16 protein-coding genes are annotated in these 17,908 nt (G+C 64.5%); 2 read left to right on the top strand and 14 right to left on the bottom strand.

The window, feature by feature from the left end:
- Nucleotides 1-2: 2 nt before the first annotated feature.
- The gene (locus AC1Q5W_RS09915; RefSeq protein ID WP_492645458.1) at nucleotides 3-230 is read right to left on the bottom strand and encodes a hypothetical protein; all 228 of its coding nucleotides are present in this window, start codon (nucleotides 228-230) and stop codon (nucleotides 3-5) included.
- Nucleotides 231-362: 132 nt separating this feature from the next.
- Nucleotides 363-959 carry a hypothetical protein gene (locus AC1Q5W_RS09920; RefSeq protein ID WP_492645459.1) on the bottom strand — a complete coding sequence of 199 codons (597 nt, stop codon included), beginning with the start codon at nucleotides 957-959 and terminating at the stop codon, nucleotides 363-365.
- A gap of 139 nt (nucleotides 960-1,098) precedes the next feature.
- Here AC1Q5W_RS09920 and AC1Q5W_RS09925 point away from each other — a divergent pair, with 139 nt between their 5' ends.
- Nucleotides 1,099-1,311: a DUF3820 family protein gene (locus AC1Q5W_RS09925; RefSeq protein WP_492645460.1), complete on the top strand. Its 213-nt coding sequence runs from the start codon at nucleotides 1,099-1,101 to the stop codon at nucleotides 1,309-1,311.
- 24 nt (nucleotides 1,312-1,335) lie between these two features.
- Here the strand turns inward: AC1Q5W_RS09925 and AC1Q5W_RS09930 are convergent, their stop codons facing one another.
- The 3 genes from AC1Q5W_RS09930 to lysS form a co-directional block, all read right to left on the bottom strand.
- Entirely contained in the window at nucleotides 1,336-4,629 is a 3,294-nt protein-coding gene (locus tag AC1Q5W_RS09930) for a PAS domain S-box protein (protein WP_492645461.1), read from the bottom strand.
- A 61-nt stretch (nucleotides 4,630-4,690) separates the two neighbouring features.
- Nucleotides 4,691-5,230, bottom strand: a complete 540-nt coding sequence (locus AC1Q5W_RS09935) for a YgjP-like metallopeptidase domain-containing protein (protein ID WP_492645462.1) — start codon at nucleotides 5,228-5,230, stop codon at nucleotides 4,691-4,693.
- A gap of 42 nt (nucleotides 5,231-5,272) precedes the next feature.
- On the bottom strand, nucleotides 5,273-6,820 hold the full coding sequence (gene lysS, locus AC1Q5W_RS09940) for a lysine--tRNA ligase (protein ID WP_492645463.1): 1,548 nt from the start codon (nucleotides 6,818-6,820) through the stop codon (nucleotides 5,273-5,275).
- A 152-nt stretch (nucleotides 6,821-6,972) separates the two neighbouring features.
- On the opposite strand from lysS, the gene AC1Q5W_RS09945 reads away from it, so the two are divergent.
- On the top strand, nucleotides 6,973-7,539 hold the full coding sequence (locus AC1Q5W_RS09945; protein ID WP_492645464.1) for a YggT family protein: 567 nt from the start codon (nucleotides 6,973-6,975) through the stop codon (nucleotides 7,537-7,539).
- 19 nt (nucleotides 7,540-7,558) lie between these two features.
- Here AC1Q5W_RS09945 and accD read toward each other — a convergent pair whose 3' ends face one another.
- The 9 genes from accD to leuD form a co-directional block, all read right to left on the bottom strand.
- Nucleotides 7,559-8,431, bottom strand: coding sequence for an acetyl-CoA carboxylase, carboxyltransferase subunit beta (gene accD, locus AC1Q5W_RS09950; protein WP_492645465.1), 873 nt, complete (start codon nucleotides 8,429-8,431; stop codon nucleotides 7,559-7,561).
- A gap of 27 nt (nucleotides 8,432-8,458) precedes the next feature.
- The gene (trpA, locus tag AC1Q5W_RS09955) at nucleotides 8,459-9,283 is read right to left on the bottom strand and encodes a tryptophan synthase subunit alpha (RefSeq protein ID WP_492645466.1); all 825 of its coding nucleotides are present in this window, start codon (nucleotides 9,281-9,283) and stop codon (nucleotides 8,459-8,461) included.
- A gap of 2 nt (nucleotides 9,284-9,285) precedes the next feature.
- The gene (trpB, locus tag AC1Q5W_RS09960; RefSeq protein WP_492645467.1) at nucleotides 9,286-10,545 is read right to left on the bottom strand and encodes a tryptophan synthase subunit beta; all 1,260 of its coding nucleotides are present in this window, start codon (nucleotides 10,543-10,545) and stop codon (nucleotides 9,286-9,288) included.
- A gap of 3 nt (nucleotides 10,546-10,548) precedes the next feature.
- Nucleotides 10,549-11,247: a phosphoribosylanthranilate isomerase gene (locus AC1Q5W_RS09965; protein WP_492645468.1), complete on the bottom strand. Its 699-nt coding sequence runs from the start codon at nucleotides 11,245-11,247 to the stop codon at nucleotides 10,549-10,551.
- A complete protein-coding gene (truA, locus tag AC1Q5W_RS09970) occupies nucleotides 11,244-12,026 on the bottom strand; it encodes a tRNA pseudouridine(38-40) synthase TruA (RefSeq protein ID WP_492645469.1) in 783 nt (260 codons plus the stop codon). Before truA ends, AC1Q5W_RS09965 begins: the two co-directional genes overlap by 4 nt.
- 46 nt (nucleotides 12,027-12,072) lie before the next feature.
- Nucleotides 12,073-14,715, bottom strand: coding sequence for a motility hub landmark protein FimV (locus AC1Q5W_RS09975; RefSeq protein WP_492645470.1), 2,643 nt, complete (start codon nucleotides 14,713-14,715; stop codon nucleotides 12,073-12,075).
- A gap of 205 nt (nucleotides 14,716-14,920) precedes the next feature.
- The gene (gene asd, locus AC1Q5W_RS09980; RefSeq protein ID WP_492645471.1) at nucleotides 14,921-16,057 is read right to left on the bottom strand and encodes an aspartate-semialdehyde dehydrogenase; all 1,137 of its coding nucleotides are present in this window, start codon (nucleotides 16,055-16,057) and stop codon (nucleotides 14,921-14,923) included.
- Between the two features lie 95 nt (nucleotides 16,058-16,152).
- Entirely contained in the window at nucleotides 16,153-17,223 is a 1,071-nt protein-coding gene (gene leuB, locus AC1Q5W_RS09985) for a 3-isopropylmalate dehydrogenase (RefSeq protein WP_492645472.1), read from the bottom strand.
- Between the two features lie 34 nt (nucleotides 17,224-17,257).
- Nucleotides 17,258-17,908, bottom strand: coding sequence for a 3-isopropylmalate dehydratase small subunit (leuD, locus tag AC1Q5W_RS09990; RefSeq protein WP_492645473.1), 651 nt, complete (start codon nucleotides 17,906-17,908; stop codon nucleotides 17,258-17,260).

The raw sequence follows: 17,908 nt of genomic DNA on the forward strand, positions 1-17,908 counted from the left end.
TTTCAGGGCGAGCGGTGCAAGCGGGGCGAGGACAGCGCCACGATCTGGTCGTTGGAGGCCGCATCCACATTGGGGTGGCGTGCCAGCAGCTTGGCGGCCGACAGCAGGGCGCGCAGCTGCTGCACGTCGCGCACGGTGGGTGCCACCTTGATCTGGGCTATTGCGGCGTCGCTATTGCCGCTCTGGACCAGAGCGGCTACCTTGGTAGCCCAAACGCTTTGACGGGACATGGCAGGTTTTCTGAATGCAGGTTGATGGGCAGGCTATTTTCGCACAAAGCCCTGCAACTACTGCGCAAACAGCTATGAAAAATATAGCAAAGAAACCGGTGCCATAGTAAACCGCGTCAGCGTGGGCAGGGCTTAGCGGATCTTGACATCCCCGGGTGGAACCCCTTTCACCAAGTAGGTGTCGAATTTGTCGTCATCCCAGCGCATGATCTGGATGCTCAGGTTGGCGTTGTCTTTGGCGATGAAAACCAGGTAGTTGAATTCCTGGGTGGATGTTTTGTCGCCATCGCGTTCAAACACGCCTTCGTCCGACTCGGCGTTGGCGTACAGAAAAGTTGCGCCCTCATACGCCAGCTCTCCCTTTTCGGTCTCTTCGACCGCATCCAGGAACTTGCGTGGGCGGTCCACCAGGTTTCTGAGGGCCAATTTCTTGATGGTGGCTTCAATCTTGGGCGGAGTGGTCGTGAAATCCGCGTACAGCATCCCCTCCTTGCCATCGCCGTAGTTGCCCTCAATTTGGTACCAGACGGCGCCATCGGCACGGATCGAGTGCACGTGGGTGATGGTCATTTCCTGCAGGGGCGCCCCTGCGGCCGGGGCCGCAATGGTCAGCACGGTGCCGGCCTTCAATTTGGGAATGTCGGAGCTGTCCAGGGCGTAACACGGCGCAAAGGCCATCCAGCAGCCCAGCAGCAGCAGGGAGCGTTTCAGGAAGGGATGCAGGACCATGGGGGGCTCTCCTCGAAAATTTTGCGGGAAATTCCATCATAGCCGCGCAGGGGATGGCGCAAAAAAGAGCCGATCGACTGTTTGCCACCGTCCGCCGGTCCCCGACAATCAGGCACTCTCCCATTCCGTTTGCGTCACCATGAAACCCGAAGACCTGCAGCTGCTGGTAACCCGCACCATGCCTTTTGGCAAACACCAGGGCACGTTGATTGCCGATTTGCCGGGAAACTACCTGAACTGGTTTGCACGCGAAGGCTTTCCCAAGGGCGAGATCGGGCGCCTGCTGGCGCTGATGCACGAGATCGACCACAACGGCCTGTCCGACCTGCTCACGCCCCTGCGCCCGCGCTGATCCGGTGCCGCCCCGGGCCTGTCACTACATCGGGATCTGGTACTGCTTCTCCCGGATCAGGTGCAGCACCGCATCCACGACCGTGGCGTCGAACCAGGTGCCGCGGTGTGTTTCTAGTTCCCGGGTGGCGGCCTCAATGCCCAGCGAGGGGCGGTAGGGCCGGTGGGAGGCCATGGACTCCAGTACGTCGGCCACGGCCAGGATGCGCGCCTCGGGGAGGATTTCTTCTGCCTTCAAGCCGCGCGGGTAGCCGCTGCCGTCCATGCGCTCGTGGTGCTCACGAATGATCTCGGCGATGGGCAGGGGGAACTCCACGTCCTTGAGGATTTCGTAGCCTTTTTCGGCGTGGCCTTTGATCATCTCGTATTCCAGCGGCGTGAGCCGTGTGGGCTTGGAGAGGATTTCGGCCGGGATGGCGATCTTGCCGATGTCGTGCACCAGCCCGATCAGCTGCAGGTTCTGGCACCGGTCCTCGCTCCAGCCCATTTCGCGTGCAATGTCGGCGGCAATTATGCCCACGCGCCGCTCGTGGCCCGAGGTGTAGGGGTCGCGCAGGTCGACCATGTTGGCCACGGCCTGCAGGGTACCGCGCATGGTGCCCTCCAGTTGCTTGACGTAGGCCGCAATTTTCTCGGCGGCCCGCTGGCGCTCCGTCAGGTCCAGGGCCATCACCATGATGGCCGGCGCTTCGTTCCACGAGCCCAGATTGCCCTGCATGCCCAGCTCAATTTTCCGGCCGTCCTTGCAGGTGAACGGCACGGTGAGCAGCACACCCGGTTCACCGGCCTGAATACGGTTGCGCTCGCTGACCACCTTCTGCCTGGTCTCCGGGGCGTCGCCAAAGAACGCGATGGAATCCTGGCCGAGCAGTTCGTCCTGGTTCCAGCTGACGATGTCACAGAACTTCGGGTTCACATACACAATCCGGTCGTTCTGCGTCAGGTAGATGCCGGCAATGTTTTGCTCGATCATGCTGCGAAAGCGCCGCGCGTCGGCCAGCAACTGTTCTTCGGCCAGCTTGATGTCGGTGAGATCTTCCCATTGGACGATGATGTCGTCGCCCACCACGCTCATGAAGCCCCGCACCACCCGGGTGCTGCCGTCTTTGCAGCGCAGGGCCACCTCGGGCGACTGCACCACCGTTTCGGGACCGCCGGCTATGGCCTGCGGAAGCGATTGCTGCTCCCACACGGCCTGCAGGCGGGCGCGCAGGTCGGGGTCGGGGTAGACGTGCGCAAACCAGGCCGCTTCGTCTGCAATGTCGGCAGCCTCGTAGCCGAACGTGCGCTTGTACGCCTTGTTGACACCGCGCAGGCGCCGGCTGGCGTACGAGAAGATCTGCATGGGCGCCGGTGACGCGTCGAACACGCGTGCGAAGCGCTCTTCGCTCTGTGCATGCGCCTGTTCCGCGTCCACGGCCTGCAGAGCCAGTGACACATACCGGGCGGTCTCCTCCAGGAGCGTGCGCATTTCCGCATCGAAATAATTTTTCTGACCGGCGTAGAACGTGAGTGCGGCGACTGCCTGGCCGGATATGAAAATGGGCACTGCCGCCGACGCGTGGATGCCGTGTTCCCGGCCCAGGGCGTGCCAGGGCTGGGTGCGGCTGTCGTTCTGGAAATCATCGGTGTAGTGGATCGTTCCTTCCACCATGCTCATGCGCGTGGGGCCATGGCTGGTGGGCAAGGCGGGGTCGATGGTGATGACCAGGGACTTGATGTATTCGGTGGCCGCGCCGTACGCCGCCGCGGGCTGCACGCGGCCGGCGGCGGCGTCGAGCACGCCAGCCCAGGCCAGGATGAAGCCGCCATCGCGCACCGCGCCTTCGCACACCGCTTCCAGGATTTCGTCGCGCGTGTCGAGGTTGAAGATGGCGGCGTTGACGTGGCTGAGGAAGACATAGAAACTTTGCAGGCGTTCGATGCGCTGCAGGCTGTTGCGCTCCGGACCGATGTCGCGCACAAAGGCCTGGAAGGTGCCGCCCTTGGGAGCGGCCACGTAGGTCGCGCTGACCTGGAGGTCGATGATGTGCCCGTCCTTGTGCCGCCACTGGGTCAGGAAGCGGGCCGCTTCGGACTGCCGGTATTCCGACAGTTTCTGGACCACCTGCTGTGGTGACAGCTGAGCCTCCAGATCGGCAATGTACTTGCGGTATAGCTCCCGGTGGCTGTATCCGGTCATGCGCACCAGTGCGTCGTTGACCTCGACGATGCGGCCGATATCGTCCAGCACCAGGTAGCCGTCGATGGAGGCCTGTGCCGCCGCCACGTAGCGGGCATCCTGGCGCAGGCGCTCGGCCGTGTTTTCCATCTGCCGGGCGTGCCACAGCAGCCGGGCGCCGATGAGCAGCAGCATGCCCAGCAACCCGCCGCTGAGCAGGCGGGTAATCCGCAGGGCGCTGACGGGTTCGTTCACTTCGTCGTAGTCAACCTTGACCACCATGATCCAGTTGGTGCCTTCGATCGGAACGGAGGCGGCAATCACACGGACCTGGCGGTAATCGTTGCGCTCGATGAGGGGGGGCTGGTTGGAGGGGGGCTCTGCCGGGCTGGCGTAGTTCACGTCGCGGGCGGGCCCGCGAATGCTCAAGGGCCCGTTCGTTGCCGGTGCAAACCGCAGGGGACTCAGGTAGACCACCTCATCGCCTTCGCGGCGCAGCAACAGGGACTCGGCGCTCTGCGATGCCACCGGCCACCGCGTCAGGCGGGGGTACAGCCCGGTGGTCGCGTCCATCTCCAGGTAGGCCAGCCCCACCACGGCGCGCGTCGGGTCACCCCGTGCGAAGACGGGGTGCACCACGCCGAAGTTGGGCTTGCCGTCGGGCGACACGTGCATGTCCACGAAGGCGCTGCGCCGGGTTTCGAGTGCCGCCTGCAGGGCGACCCGCTCCAGGGGGTGCAGGGGTTCGTCCATCTGGCCGGCCACCCGGCGCAGTGCGGTATTGAACAGGGTGATGTTGCGGTAACCGTAGGCGTCGCGGGTCTGGCGCAGTGTCAGGTCCAGCAGGGGCTTGAGCTCCGGTGACTGGACGGGGCCGCCCCGGGCATCCAGGAACTGCCAGACGGGCGCACGCGCCACCAGCAGGCCGGCGTCGCCGTGGCGCTCCTGGATGAAACTCTCGACCTGCTCCTTCTTGGCGATGGCGATGGCCTGCAGGTCGTTGTGTGCCTTGCGTTTGATGACACCGGAGTAGTGCTCAAACGCCATGATGGAGGCCAGCACGCCGATTGCGAACAGCACCAGCCAGCCGACGACAATGGTCTTGGTGTTTTTCGCTGCCGGATGAAGGTCAGGCGAAGCCTCAGCCTGGCTGGTCATGGACGAATTCCCTGGTTTTTTCGGCATGCACGGTGGTGGTGCTGCCATCGTAGCGGCTTATTCAGTTTGGCGCCACCGGCCCCCACAGGCGCGTGCCGCCACCGTCCAGGTGGGTCAGGTACATGCGCACTTCAAACTCGAGCTGGTGGTAGGCCGGCTCCATGTAGGTGCACAGTTGGTAGAAGGCCTTGTCATGGGCGCGTTCGCGCAGGTGGGCCAGTTCGTGAACCGCAATCATCTTCAGGAATTCGGGCGGGGCGTCCCTGAACAGTGCCGCGATGCGGATCTCGCGCTTGGACTTGAGCTTGGCGCCCTGCACGCGCGACACCGTGGTGTGCGTGCCCAGCGCGTGCTGCACCACCTGCAGCTTGCTGTCGTAGGCCACCTTGGCCAGCGGTTCAGCGCCGCGCAGGTAATCCTGCCTGAGGGCTTGCACGTAGTCGTACAGGGCGCGGTCGGTGCGCAACCCGTGGGCCTCGGGGTACTTGCGCGCCAGCCAGGCGCCTATGCGCTGGCCATCCTGCATCTCCTGCACCTGCGCCAGCGTGTCATCCGGATAGCCTTGCAGGAATTTCAGCTGCGCGCGTGCTCCTGATTTCATAGCTGTCTGCGCAGGTTCTGCAAGGTTTCTGGGATGTTTTGCTTATATTTCCCGGCGCAGGGCCGGGAACAGGATGACGTCGCGGATGCTGGGGCTGTCGGTCAGCAACATCATCAGGCGGTCGATGCCGATGCCGCAGCCGCCGGTGGGGGGCATGCCGTACTCCAGCGCGCGCACAAAGTCGTGGTCGAAGTACATGGCCTCGTCGTCGCCGTTGTCCTTGGCGGCCACCTGGCCGTGGAAGCGCGCGGCCTGGTCCTCGGCGTCGTTGAGCTCCGAGAAGCCGTTGCCGAACTCGCGCCCGGTGATGTAGAGCTCAAAGCGCTCGGTGACGCCGGGGTTGGTGTCGCTGGCACGGGCCAGCGGGGAAATTTCCACCGGATGCTCGCAGATGAAGGTGGGTTGCCACAGCTGCTCCTCCACCGTTTCCTCGAAGTACATCACCTGCAGACTGGCCAGACTGCGGGTGGAGAGCTGGTTCTTGGCCTCGGTCAGGCCGAGCTTGAGCAGGGCCTGCTTGAGCCACTCGGCATCGTTCACATGGGGGCCGGCACCGGTGTACTTGGCAATGGCCTGCACGATGGTCAGGCGCTCGAACGGCTGCGACAGGTCCACCGGCTTGCCGCCGTAGGTCAGCTGCAGGCTGTCGCCGGCCTTGATGGCGGCATCGCGCACCAGTTGCTCGGTGAAGGTCATCAGGTCCTGGTAGTTCCAGTAGGCCGCGTAGAACTCCATCATGGTGAACTCGGGGTTGTGGCGTACCGAGATACCTTCGTTGCGGAAGTTGCGGTTGATCTCGAACACGCGCTCGAAGCCACCCACGATCAGGCGCTTGAGGTACAGCTCGGGCGCAATGCGCAAGAACATCTGCTGGTCCAGCGCGTTGTGGTGCGTGGTGAAGGGCTTGGCGTTGGCGCCACCGGGAATGGGGTGCAGCATGGGCGTCTCCACCTCCAGAAAGCCGTGCTGCACCATGAATTCGCGCATGCCGCTCACCGCCTTGCTGCGCGCCACAAAACGCTTGCGGGCAGCCTCGTCGGTCATCAGGTCGACGTAGCGCTGGCGGTATTTCACTTCCTGGTCGGCAATGCCGTGGAACTTGTCCGGCATGGGGCGCAGGCTCTTGGTGAGCAGACGCACGCGGGTGGCGTGGATGGAGAGTTCGCCGGTCTTGGTCTTGAACACCGTGCCCTCGGCGGCCACGATGTCACCCAGGTCCCAGTGCTTGAAGGAGGCGTACAGCTCGTCGCCCACGTCCTCGCCCTTGACGTAGATCTGGATGCGCCCGCCGGTGCTGCCGAAAGACGCATCCTGCAGGGTGCAGAAGCTGGCCTTGCCCATGACGCGCTTGAGCATCATGCGGCCCGCCACCTTGGCGGTGGCACCCAGGGCCGCCAGTTCCTCGGTGCTCATGCCCTCGTATGCCGCAAACAGCTCGGCCGCCTGGTGGGTGGGCTTGAAGTCGTTGGGGAACGCGACGCCGTGCCCGTCCAGCTGACGCTGGCGGATGGCTTTGAGTTTTTCCCGGCGTTCGAGAATGAGTTGGCCTTCGTCCTGGAGAGCATGAGCGGGGGTGTGTTGGTCAGACATGGGGTGCGCAGATTGGAATCGGTTGGCGGCCATTGCAATAGGCCATAACCCTCCATTCTAAGTTTTTGCGGGCGTACTGGTGCAAGCCGCAAGCGATTGTTTCGCATCCGGTGCCGCTGCGGCTATGATGCATCGCTTATTTCCTGCCCACCATGCTTTACCAAATTGTCTCCCTGTTGCTGGAAGTGGTCGCTGGCCTGATCAGCGGCACCTGCCTGCTGCGCCTGTACATGCAGTACCAGCGCATCCCCCTGTCCACCCGTTCCGGCAATCCGCTGGGCGGCTTCATCTTTGCCCTGACGGACTGGCTGGTGCTGCCCTTGCGCCGCGTGGTGCCGGCTGCCGGGCGTTGGGACCTGGCCAGCCTGGTGGGGGCGTTGGTGATTCAGCTGGCCGAGTTTGGCGTGCTCTGGGTGCTGACCGGCATGGCCGCCAGTCTGGCGTCGGTCGTGGTGCTGGCGGTTTTCGGCGTGGTGCGCATGGCCATTTCCGGCTTGACCGGGCTGGTGATCGTGTATGCCGTGCTGTCGTGGGTGCAAGCCCGCTCAGTGGCCGCGGACTTGCTGGAGCGTCTGGTCATGCCGGTTCTGGCACCCATACGGCGCGTGCTGCCCCTGCTTGGTGGGGTGGATCTGTCACCCCTGGCCTTGCTGCTGTTGCTGCAGGTGGCCGTGATCGTGCTCGGGCACCTGCAGGCCGGGGTGCTGGGCGCCCTGTAGGCGCCCTTGCGGGCAGGGTTTAAATGACCGCGTCGGCCGGCTGCCGTTGCAGCATGGCCAGCGTGTCGGCCACGGTCTTGCGCAGTTCGCGCCGGTCGCAGATCAGGTCCACAGCGCCCTTGGCTTGCAGGAACTCGGCGCGCTGGAACCCCTCGGGCAGGGTGACCCGCACGGTGGATTCGATCACGCGGGGGCCGGCAAAGCCGATCAGGGCCTTGGGCTCGGCGATCACCACGTCTCCCAGGAACGCGAAACCGGCGCTGACGCCACCCATGGTCGGGTCGGTCAGCACGCTGATGTAGGGCAACCCTTTTTTCGCCAGACGGGTCAATGCGGCATTGGTCTTGGCCATTTGCATGAGGGAGAGCAGGCCCTCCTGCATGCGGGCACCGCCGGTGGCCGTAAAGCACAGGAAGGGCACTTTCTGCTCGATGGCGGTTTCCACGCCGCGCACAAAGCGCTCGCCCACCACCGAACCCATGGAGCCGCCCATGAAGTCAAACTCGAAGCAGGCCGCCACCAGGCTGATGCCGTGCACGGCGCCGCCCATGACCACCAGTGCATCGGTCTCGCCCGTGTTTTCCAGGGCTTCCTTCAGGCGTTCGGGGTACTTGCGACTGTCCTTGAACTTGAGGGGGTCGACCGGCAGCACTTCCTGGCCGATTTCGAAGCGTCCCTCGTTGTCCAGAAAAGCGTTCAGGCGCACACGCGCGCCAATGCGGTGGTGGTGGCTGCAGGTGGGGCAGACGTTCTGGTTCTGCTCCAGGTCGGTCTTGTAGAGCACGGTCTCGCAGCTTGGGCACTTGATCCACAGGCCCTCGGGCATGCTGCGCCGGTCAGCGCGGTCGCTTTGTTGAATTTTCGGGGGTAGCAGTTTTTCAAGCCAGCTCATAGAGGGTCTCCAACGGTCAGGACGGGATTATGAATCCAAAGCGGTACGAATCTCCCGCAGGAAATTCTGGGCGGTGGCGGCCACCTGGGCGCGCGGCTGGTCTTCCAGCAATTGGATGATCTTGCTGCCGATGACCACGGCGTCGGCCACCCGGGAAATGGTTTTGGCCGTGGCCGCGTCGCGGATGCCGAAACCCACGCCCACGGGCGTGCGGATGTGCTGGCGGATGCGGGGCAGCATGGCCTCCACCGCACCGGTGTCCAGGGCGCCCGAACCGGTTACGCCCTTGAGCGACACATAGTACACATAGCCGCTGGCCACGCGGGCCACCTGCTGCATGCGCTGCTCGGTGCTGGTGGGAGCCAGCAGGAAGATCAGGTCCATGCCATGGGCGCGCAGGTCGGCGGCAAAGGTTTCGCACTCCTCCGGGGGGTAGTCCACGATGAGCACCCCATCCACGCCAGCGACGGCGGCGTCGCGCACGAAGGCGCTGCCGGGGGTGGCCGGGTTGCTGCGTTTCTGGTCGTAGCGCTCCACCGGATTGGCGTACCCCATGAGCACGATGGGGGTGGTCTGGTCGGTCGTGCGGAAGGTGCGCACCATCTCCAGTATCTGCACCAGGCCTATGCCGAAGGCCAGCGCCTTGTCGCCGGCCTTCTGGATGACGGGGCCGTCCGCGCTGGGGTCGGAGAAGGGGACGCCCAGTTCAATCACGTCGGCACCACCGGCGACCATGGCGTGCATCAGCTCGGGTGTCACGTCGGCGTAAGGGTAGCCGGCGGTGACAAAGGGAATCAGCGCCTTGCGGCCCTGGGCTTTCAGCGCGGAGAAGGTGGCATCAATTCGGCTCATGCTCAGGCTCCCTTCACCACGTGGCCGCGCATGGAGGGGCGGTCGTAGACGTCGTCGCCCGACAGGTCGGCCACGGTGCCGATGTCCTTGTCGCCGCGGCCCGAGAGGTTGACCAGGATGGACTGGTCCGGGCGCATGGTTGGGGCCAGCTTCTTGGCGTAGGCCACGGCGTGGCTCGATTCCAGCGCCGGGATGATGCCTTCGGTGCGGCACAGGTAGTGGAAGGCGGCCAGCGCCTCGGTGTCGGTGATGCCCACGTACTCGGCGCGGCCCGTGTCGTGCAGGAAGGCGTGCTCGGGGCCCACGCCGGGGTAGTCCAGGCCGGCGCTGATGCTGTGCGTCTCGGTCACTTGGCCGTTGTCGTCCTGCAGCACGTAGGTGCGGTTGCCGTGCAGCACGCCGGGGCTGCCGCGCTGGATGGAGGCCGAATGCTTGTCGGTGTCCATGCCGGCGCCCGCCGCCTCCACGCCGATCAGGCGGGTTCTTGCGTGCGGGATGTAGGGGTAGAAGATGCCCATGGCGTTGGAGCCGCCGCCCACGCAGGCTATGACGGCATCGGGCTGTTCGCCCTGGCACCCTGCGGCGCTCAGCATCTCCGGCATCTGCACCAGGCATTCGTTGCCGATGACGCTCTGGAAGTCGCGCACCATCATGGGGTAGGGGTGCGGGCCCGCCACGGTGCCGATGATGTAAAAGGTGTTGTCCACATTGGCCACCCAGTCGCGCATGGCTTCGTTGAGGGCGTCCTTGAGGGTTTTGCTGCCGGACTCCACGGGGACCACGGTGGCGCCCAGCAGCTTCATGCGGTAGACATTGGGGCTTTGGCGCTTGACGTCTTCGCTGCCCATGTAGACCACGCACTCCAGGCCGTAGCGGGCGCAGATGGTGGCGGTGGCCACGCCGTGCTGGCCGGCACCGGTCTCGGCAATCACGCGTGGCTTGCCCATACGCCGGGCCAGCATGGCCTGGCCGATGGTGTTGTTGATCTTGTGCGCGCCGGTGTGGTTCAGGTCTTCACGCTTGAGGAAGATCTGCGCACCACCCATTTCGCGACTCATGCGCGCGGCGTGATAGACCGGCGAGGGGCGGCCGACAAAATGGGCCAGTTCGTACTGGAACTCGGCCATGAAAGCCGGGTCGTGCTGGTACTTGGCGTAGGCGTCCTTCAGTTCGTTGATGGCGTGGGTCAGCGTCTCGGAAGCGAAGCTGCCGCCGTAGGGGCCGAAGTGGCCGCTCGCGTCGGGTTGTTGGTAGGAATCCATGGTTCAGTCAATTTCTGCAAGATGTCGGTCTGCCGCGCGCACGGCGGCGACAAACTGGTTGATCTTCTCGGGGTCTTTGATGCCCTTGAGTGGGACGCCGGCGGCGTCGCAGGCCTCCACCCCGGAGCTGACGTCGACGGCCAGCGTCTTACCGCGTGGCCGTACCTGGGCGATTCCGTCGCCCACATTTGCAGGTGTGAGTCCACCACTCAAGACGAGGTGAGCGTTGACGCTTGGAGGAAGAAGTGACCAATTGAATGCCTTGCCGCCACCGCCAAAACCGTCGACATGGGCGTCGAGCAGAATGGCCTGGGCGTGTGAGTAATCCTGGGCGTATTTTACGAGGTCGAAGGCTGGCGCGCCATCGCCCAGCGGAATGCGGGCCGCGCGTAACCAAGGGCGGTGGTTGCCCAGGGTGGCTGCTGCGCAATCCTGCGGTGTTTCGTCACCATGAAACTGGACGGTAGCCCCCGCAATCATTGCGCAGGCCGCTATTATTTCTGTAGCTGGTGCGTTGACGAACAGCAGCACTGGCGTGATGAACGGGGGCAGACGCCGGGCCAGTTCAGCGGCACGCGCCGCGGTGACGACGCGCGGGCTCTTGGCGTACAGCACGAAGCCGATGGCATCGGCGCCGGCCGCCACGGCGGCGTCCACATCCTGCTCGCGGGTCAGGCCGCAGATCTTGATTCGGGTTCTCATGGGAGGCCATCATACGCAGGCGTGCGGTCTGGCATGCCCCAGTGGGTGTCGTAGCGGGGGCCTAGGAAATACAGGCCATCGGGCGAAAAGGTGGGGGCGGCGGCCCGGCGGTCGCGGGCCGCCAGGACCTCCAGTATCCACTCAGGGGGCTTCTTGCCCTGGCCGATCTGAACCAGGCAGCCCATGATGTTGCGGATCATGTGGTGCAGAAAGGCATTGGCCTCGAATTCAATGCGCCAATAGGCGCCGCGCTGGTGGATGTCGATGGCCAGCATGTTCTTGACCGGGCTCAGCGCCTGGCATTGCGATGCGCGAAAGGACGTGAAGTCGTGCTCGCCCAGCAGGTAGCTGGCGGCTTGGCGCATGGCCTGCACGTCCAGTGGCCGGAAAGACCAGCCGACACGCCCGGCTTCCACACTGGGGCGGATGGGAGACGTCAGCAGGACGTAGGCATAGCGCCGCGAGGTCGCACAGGCCCGGCAGTGGAAGGCCTCGGTGGTCAGCACGGCCCATTGCACGGCAATGTCGCGCGGCAGGTTGGCATTGGTGCCCCGGGTCCAGGCGTGGGCGTCGCGCTGGCGGTCGGTGTCAAAGTGCACCACCTGCATCAGTGCATGCACGCCGGCATCGGTGCGGCCCGCACACAGCGTGGAGATGCGCTGGGAGGTGAATTTGCCCAACGCGGCCTCCAGCTTGTCCTGCACGGTCTGGCCCGAAGGCTGGCTTTGCCAGCCCTGGTAGGCCTGCCCGTTGTAGCTGACGCCTAACGCAACCCTCACGACGATATCAAACCTGTGTCAAAGCGCCGAAGGCACCTGCAAGGGATCAGCTCAACTTCGCCAGCGTGCGTTGGGCCTTGGCGCGCATGTCACCGCTGGATTCCGAGATCACCTCTTCAATCAGCGAACGGGCGCCATCTTCGTCGCCGATGGAGATGAACTCCTCGGCCAGTGCCAGCTTGGTTTCCAGCGGGTCTTCCTGGGTGTCCAGGGGCGACTGGGTTGGCACCTCGCTGGGGGTGTCGAGGTCCAGAGACAGGGAGCCCAGGTCGAATTCCAGCATGCCAGAGTCGTTCCCGGCGGCTGGCAGGGGTGTTTCCTGCTGCACGGCCATGGGGGCGGTAGCATCGAAATGGAGCGCAGTGCCCGCGTCCGTACCCAGGGAGAGGGAAATCTCGGGCAGCGGGGCTGGGGCAGCCTGGACGGGCGGGGCGGTTGGCGCGTCGTCGGACAGGTCGAAGTCCATGGACATGTCCGTTGGGGCGCCCGCGCCCATGGCTTCCATCTTGACGGTGGGCTCGGGTTGGGTTTGCGGGATGCTGCCACCGGTGATGTCGCTGATGGCACTGACGGGTTCGTCATCCAGCGAGAAGTCCAGATCCAGGTCCAGGTCCATCCCGGGCACGGGTGCGGGTGCGGCTACCTCTGCGCGGGTGGGTTGGGGAACGGTGCTGCTGGCAAACGCGGGCATTTCGGGTGCCGCAGCCACGGGCTCAGCGGCGCCGTTGTCGGGCACGCCGCCAGGGTGGTACATGGCATTGCCGGGATCGAAGGACAATCCCATTTCGCAAATGCGGGTCCATTCGGGGCTGTTGGCATTGGTCAGCTTGTAGGCCTGCGCCGCGGTGGCTTCGAAGCTCTTGGCGTCGCGCCGCTTGGCAAAGATTTCCAGCAGCTTGGTGTGAATGGCCAGGCGACCGGGGTTGGTGCGCACGGCTTCCTTGAGGATTTCTTCCGCTTGCAGGTCACGTCCATAGGCCAGGTAGACATCGGCCTCCGCCACGGGGTCGACATCGTCCGCCGCATCCAGCTGGCTGGCCGAGTACACCATGGACGAGCCGGTGGCATTCCCTTCGTTGGCGGTGTCGATGCGCTGGCCGCCGCTGGCACCGAAGAACGAATCGGGCTGCAGACGGCTTTCCAGGAAGGAGCTGTCCATGTCGGAGGGGCTCTTCTTGCGCTGACGCATCCGGTAGAAGCCAAAGCTGCCCAACAGCGCGAGCAGGCCGATGCCGCCAGCGGGGATCAGGGGGTTTTCCAGCAGGTCATCCATCAGGCTGGGCGGCTCCACCGGGGCCACCACGGGCGCAACCTTGGGCTTGGGCTTGGCCACTGCCGATGCGGGCGCTGCTGCAGCAGATGCCACTGCAGCGGGGGCGGAAGCGACTGCTGCCGGAGCCGATGCAACGGGCGCAGGGGCAGAAGCGACCGCTGCGGCCGGGGCCGCCACTGCCGGTACCACGGCGGGTTGGGCGGTCGAGGCCGCCGCAGCGGGCGCCGCGGCCGGCGGGGCAATGGCTGCACCAACCTTCTTCAGGTCGGTGATGTTTTTGGTAATTTCGGCGGCCCGTGCAGCCGCTTCCTTGTCGGCCCGCTCCTTGGCGATCTTGGCGTCATCGGCCTTGGCCTGAACGGCACCCTTGGACAGCGTCAGCTTGTCCGGCGTCGCGGCGGCGGGTTTCTTGTCTTCGACCCGGGCCGTCACGGTGCCACTGGCCTTGCGGTCGGCTGCACCAACAGCGGCTACCGGGGCGCTGGATGCCAAATGGCGGCGGAAATCGTTGAAGTCCTTGCTTTGCGCCACCACGGTTTGTGAAGCTTCGGCCGCGGAGATGGCCTGTGCCTGCTCTGCGCTGGGCACAGCCATGACCGCACCCGCACGGATGCGGTTGATGTTGTCGTTGACGAAGGCGTCGGGGTTGGCGCGCAACAGGGCGACGAGCATCTGGTCCAGCGAAACACCGGCAGGCTTGAGGTTAGCGGCAATCTTGCTGGCGGTTTCGCCGCTCTTGACCACCACGCGCTGGGCATCGGTTGCCGTGGCCTTGGCTTCGGTGGACGCCTTGCTGGCGGCCTTGGCCGGGGCGGTGCGTGTCGTGCGGGCTGGAGCGGCGGGTGCCGGTTCCGCCGCTGGCGTTGCCGACGCAGCGGGTGTCTGCACCGGCGCCGACACCGCGGCGCCAGAGGGCGTTCCGCTGGTTTGCGGCAGGGTGGGCGCAGGGGCTGTCTTGCTGCGCAGCACCGGCGGATCAAACAGCATGGTGTAGTCGCGGGTGACGCGTCCGGATGACCACGTGGCCTCCAGGATCACGTCGACAAACGGGTCGTTGATGGTGCGGTCACTGCTCAGGCGGATGTACGCGCGCCCGTCAGGGCGGCGTTGCAGTGTGGCCTGCAGCGTGGTCATGGCCGGGTTGTAGTCCAGGCCGGCGGCCGTGAAGGCCTCGGGGGCGGCAACGCGCGTTTTCAGGGAGGCGGCTTCTTCGGCATTGATCTCCGGCACGTCGATTTCGGCGCGCAGGGGTTCGCCCAAAGCTGACTGGACCGTCATGCGGCCGAGCGAAAGCGCGAAAGCCCCGGTTCCGGACAGGCCGAGTAGCGCTACGGCTGCAGCCGCTACAGCGGTCTTTTGCCAACGATGTGACTTAGCAATCAATTTACAGGCCTCCGGTGCACACGCGAGTGGCAATTATTTCTCATTTTCCGGCCCAAAAAGCCGACTCAAAAAACGCAAAAAGTACCATAACATCAATGTCTTAGGCTGACAAGCTAAGAAAGCTTTTAACTTTGTAAGCGTTGGTTGCGAAAACGCATTACACGCTCCAAATGTTGCCAGCCGACAACGGCCCGGAGGCACCCGCCCCGGAGGGGGCAAGGGGTTCCATCGTCCGCCCTCAGGCGGCGAGCAGAATGCGCAGCATGCGGCGCAGGGGCTCGGCAGCGCCCCACAGCAGCTGGTCGCCCACGGTAAAGGCGCCCACGTACTCTGGCCCCATGGCCAGCTTGCGGATGCGGCCTACCGGAATGGTCATGGTGCCGGTCACGGCCACGGGCGTCAGGTCCTTGATGGTGGCTTCGCGGGTGTTGGGGACAACCTTGACCCACTGGTTGTCGGCGGCGATCATGGCCTCGATGTCGGCCACGGGCACGTCCTTTTTCAGCTTGAAGGTCAGGGCCTGGCTGTGGCAGCGCATGGCGCCCACGCGCACGCAGAAACCGTCCACGGGGATGGCGGCAGAGCCAAAGCCCTCGCCCAGACCCATGATCTTGTTGGTCTCGGCCATGCCCTTCCACTCTTCCTTGGACTGGCCATTGCCCAGATCCTTGTCGATCCAGGGGATCAGCGAGCCGCCCAGGGGCACGCCGAAGTTGGCGGTCTCGGCGCCGGTCAGGGTGCGCTGCTTGGCGATGACCTTGCGGTCGATTTCCAGGATGGCGCTCTTGGGATCGTCCAGCAGGGCCTTCACCTCGGCATTCAGGGTGCCGTACTGCGTCAGCAGCTCGCGCATGTGCTGCGCGCCGCCACCGGAGGCCGCCTGGTAGGTCTGGGTGCTCATCCACTCCACCAGACCGGCCTTGTACAGGGCGCCCACGCCCATGAGCATGCAGCTCACGGTGCAATTGCCGCCCACCCAGTTCTTGCCGCCGTTTGCCATGGCGTTCTGGATCACTGGCATGTTGACCGGGTCCAGGATGATGACGGCGTCTTTTTCCATGCGCAGGGTGGATGCTGCATCGATCCAGTGGCCATTCCAGCCGGCGGCACGTAACTTGGGGAACACCTCGGTGGTGTAGTCACCGCCCTGGGCGCTGATGATGATGTCGCAGCGCTTGAGGGCGTCGATGTTGAAGGCGTCCTGCAGCGTGGTCTCGTTCTTGGCCTGCGCCGGGGCTTTGCCACCGGCGTTCGAGGTCGAGAAGAACACGGGTTCGATCAACGCAAAGTCGCCTTCGGCTTCCATGCGGTCCATCAGGACCGATCCGACCATACCGCGCCAGCCGACGAGACCGACCAAGTTTCCTGTTTTCATGATGTTGACCTTTCAGATTGTCCAAACATTGAGTGCTGTACCTGCCTGGCTCGTCAGGCCGGCAGGGGCGGGACGAATCAGGCGTTGGGGTGTTCCTATTTCAGGGCTTTGATGACGGCATCACCCATCTCCAGCGTGCTGACGCGGGTCGTGCCGGCGCTGTAGATGTCGGCCGTGCGCAGGCCCTGCGCCAGCACGGTCTGCACGGCGGCTTCGATGCGCTGGGCGTCGGCCTCGCGGTTCAGGCTGAAGCGCAGCATCATGGCGGCGCTCAGAATGGTCGCCAGTGGATTGGCAATGCCCTTGCCGGCGATGTCGGGTGCGCTGCCGTGGCTGGGCTCATAGAGGCCCTGGCCCTTGCTGTTGAGGCTGGCCGAGGGCAGCATGCCGATGGAGCCGGTCAGCATGGAGGCTTCGTCCGACAGGATGTCACCGAACATGTTGCCGGTGACCACCACGTCAAAGCGCTTGGGTTCCTTCACCAGCTGCATGGCGGCATTGTCCACGTACATGTGGTCCAGCGCCACGTCCGGATACTCCTTGCCGACCTCGGTGACCACGTCTTTCCAGAACTGGAAGGTTTCCAGCACATTGGCCTTGTCCACGCTGGTGACGCGCTTGCTGCGCTTGCGGGCCGCCTGGAAGGCGACGTGGGCAATGCGCTCGATCTCGGGGCGGCTGTAGCGCATGGTGTCGAAGGCTTCTTCGCTGCCGGGAAAGTGTCCGTCGGTGGCCGTGCGGCGGCCGCGCGGCTGGCCAAAGTAGATATCCCCCGTCAGCTCGCGGATGATCAAAATGTCCAGACCCGAAATCAGCTCGGGCTTCAGGCTGGACGCATCCACCAGTTGTTCGTAGCAGATGGCGGGGCGGAAATTGGCGAACAGACCCAGGTTCTTGCGCAGGCCCAGGATGGCCTGCTCGGGGCGCAGCGGACGGTCGAGTTTGTCGTACTTCCAGTCGCCCACGGCGCCAAACAGCACGGCGTCGGCCTGCTGGGCCAGCTTGAGGGTGGATTCAGGCAGCGGGTGGCCGTGGGCCTCGTAGGCGGCGCCGCCGACCAGGGCGGTTTCCATCTCCAGCGGAAGCTCCAGGGCGTTCAGGACCCGGACGGCCTGCGCTACGATTTCGGTACCGATGCCGTCGCCCGGCAACACTGCAATTTTCATGGTGTCCTTGATATGCTATGAAATGTGTAGCTGCTTACGCAATCATGGCGTGGGCTAGCCACGGTTTTTGTGCCAAACGCTGGGCCTCGAAAGCCTTGATCTTGTCGGCGTGGCGCAGGGTGAGGCCAATGTCGTCAAAGCCGTTGAGCAGGCAGTATTTGCGGAACGCCTGGACTTCGAAAGGGATTTCCTCCCCTTGTGGTTTGACAATGACCTGGCGTTCCAGATCCACCGTCAGGGCATAGCCCGGGAAGGCGGCGGCTTCGTTGAACAGCTGGTCGATCTGGGCTTCGCTGAGCACGATGGGCAGCAGGCCGTTCTTGAAACTGTTGTTGAAGAAAATGTCGGCATAGCTGGGTGCGATCAGCACCCGGAAACCGAATTGCTCCAGCGCCCACGGCGCGTGCTCGCGCGACGAACCGCAGCCGAAATTTTTGCGCGCCAGCAGAATGGAGGCGCCCTGGTAGCGGGGCTGGTTCAGCACGAAATCCGGGTTGGGGCGGCGGCTGGCCGGGTCCTGGCCGGGGTAGCCTGCGTCCAGGTAGCGCCACTCGTCAAACAGGTTCTGGCCAAAGCCGGTGCGGCGGATGGATTTGAGGAACTGCTTGGGAATGATGGCATCGGTGTCCACATTCTCGCGGTCCATGGGGGCCACCAGGCCCTGGTGTACGGTAAAGGGTTTCAT

The sequence above is a fragment of the Rhodoferax sp. MLSD5-FHT05B10 genome, from assembly GCF_058793415.1.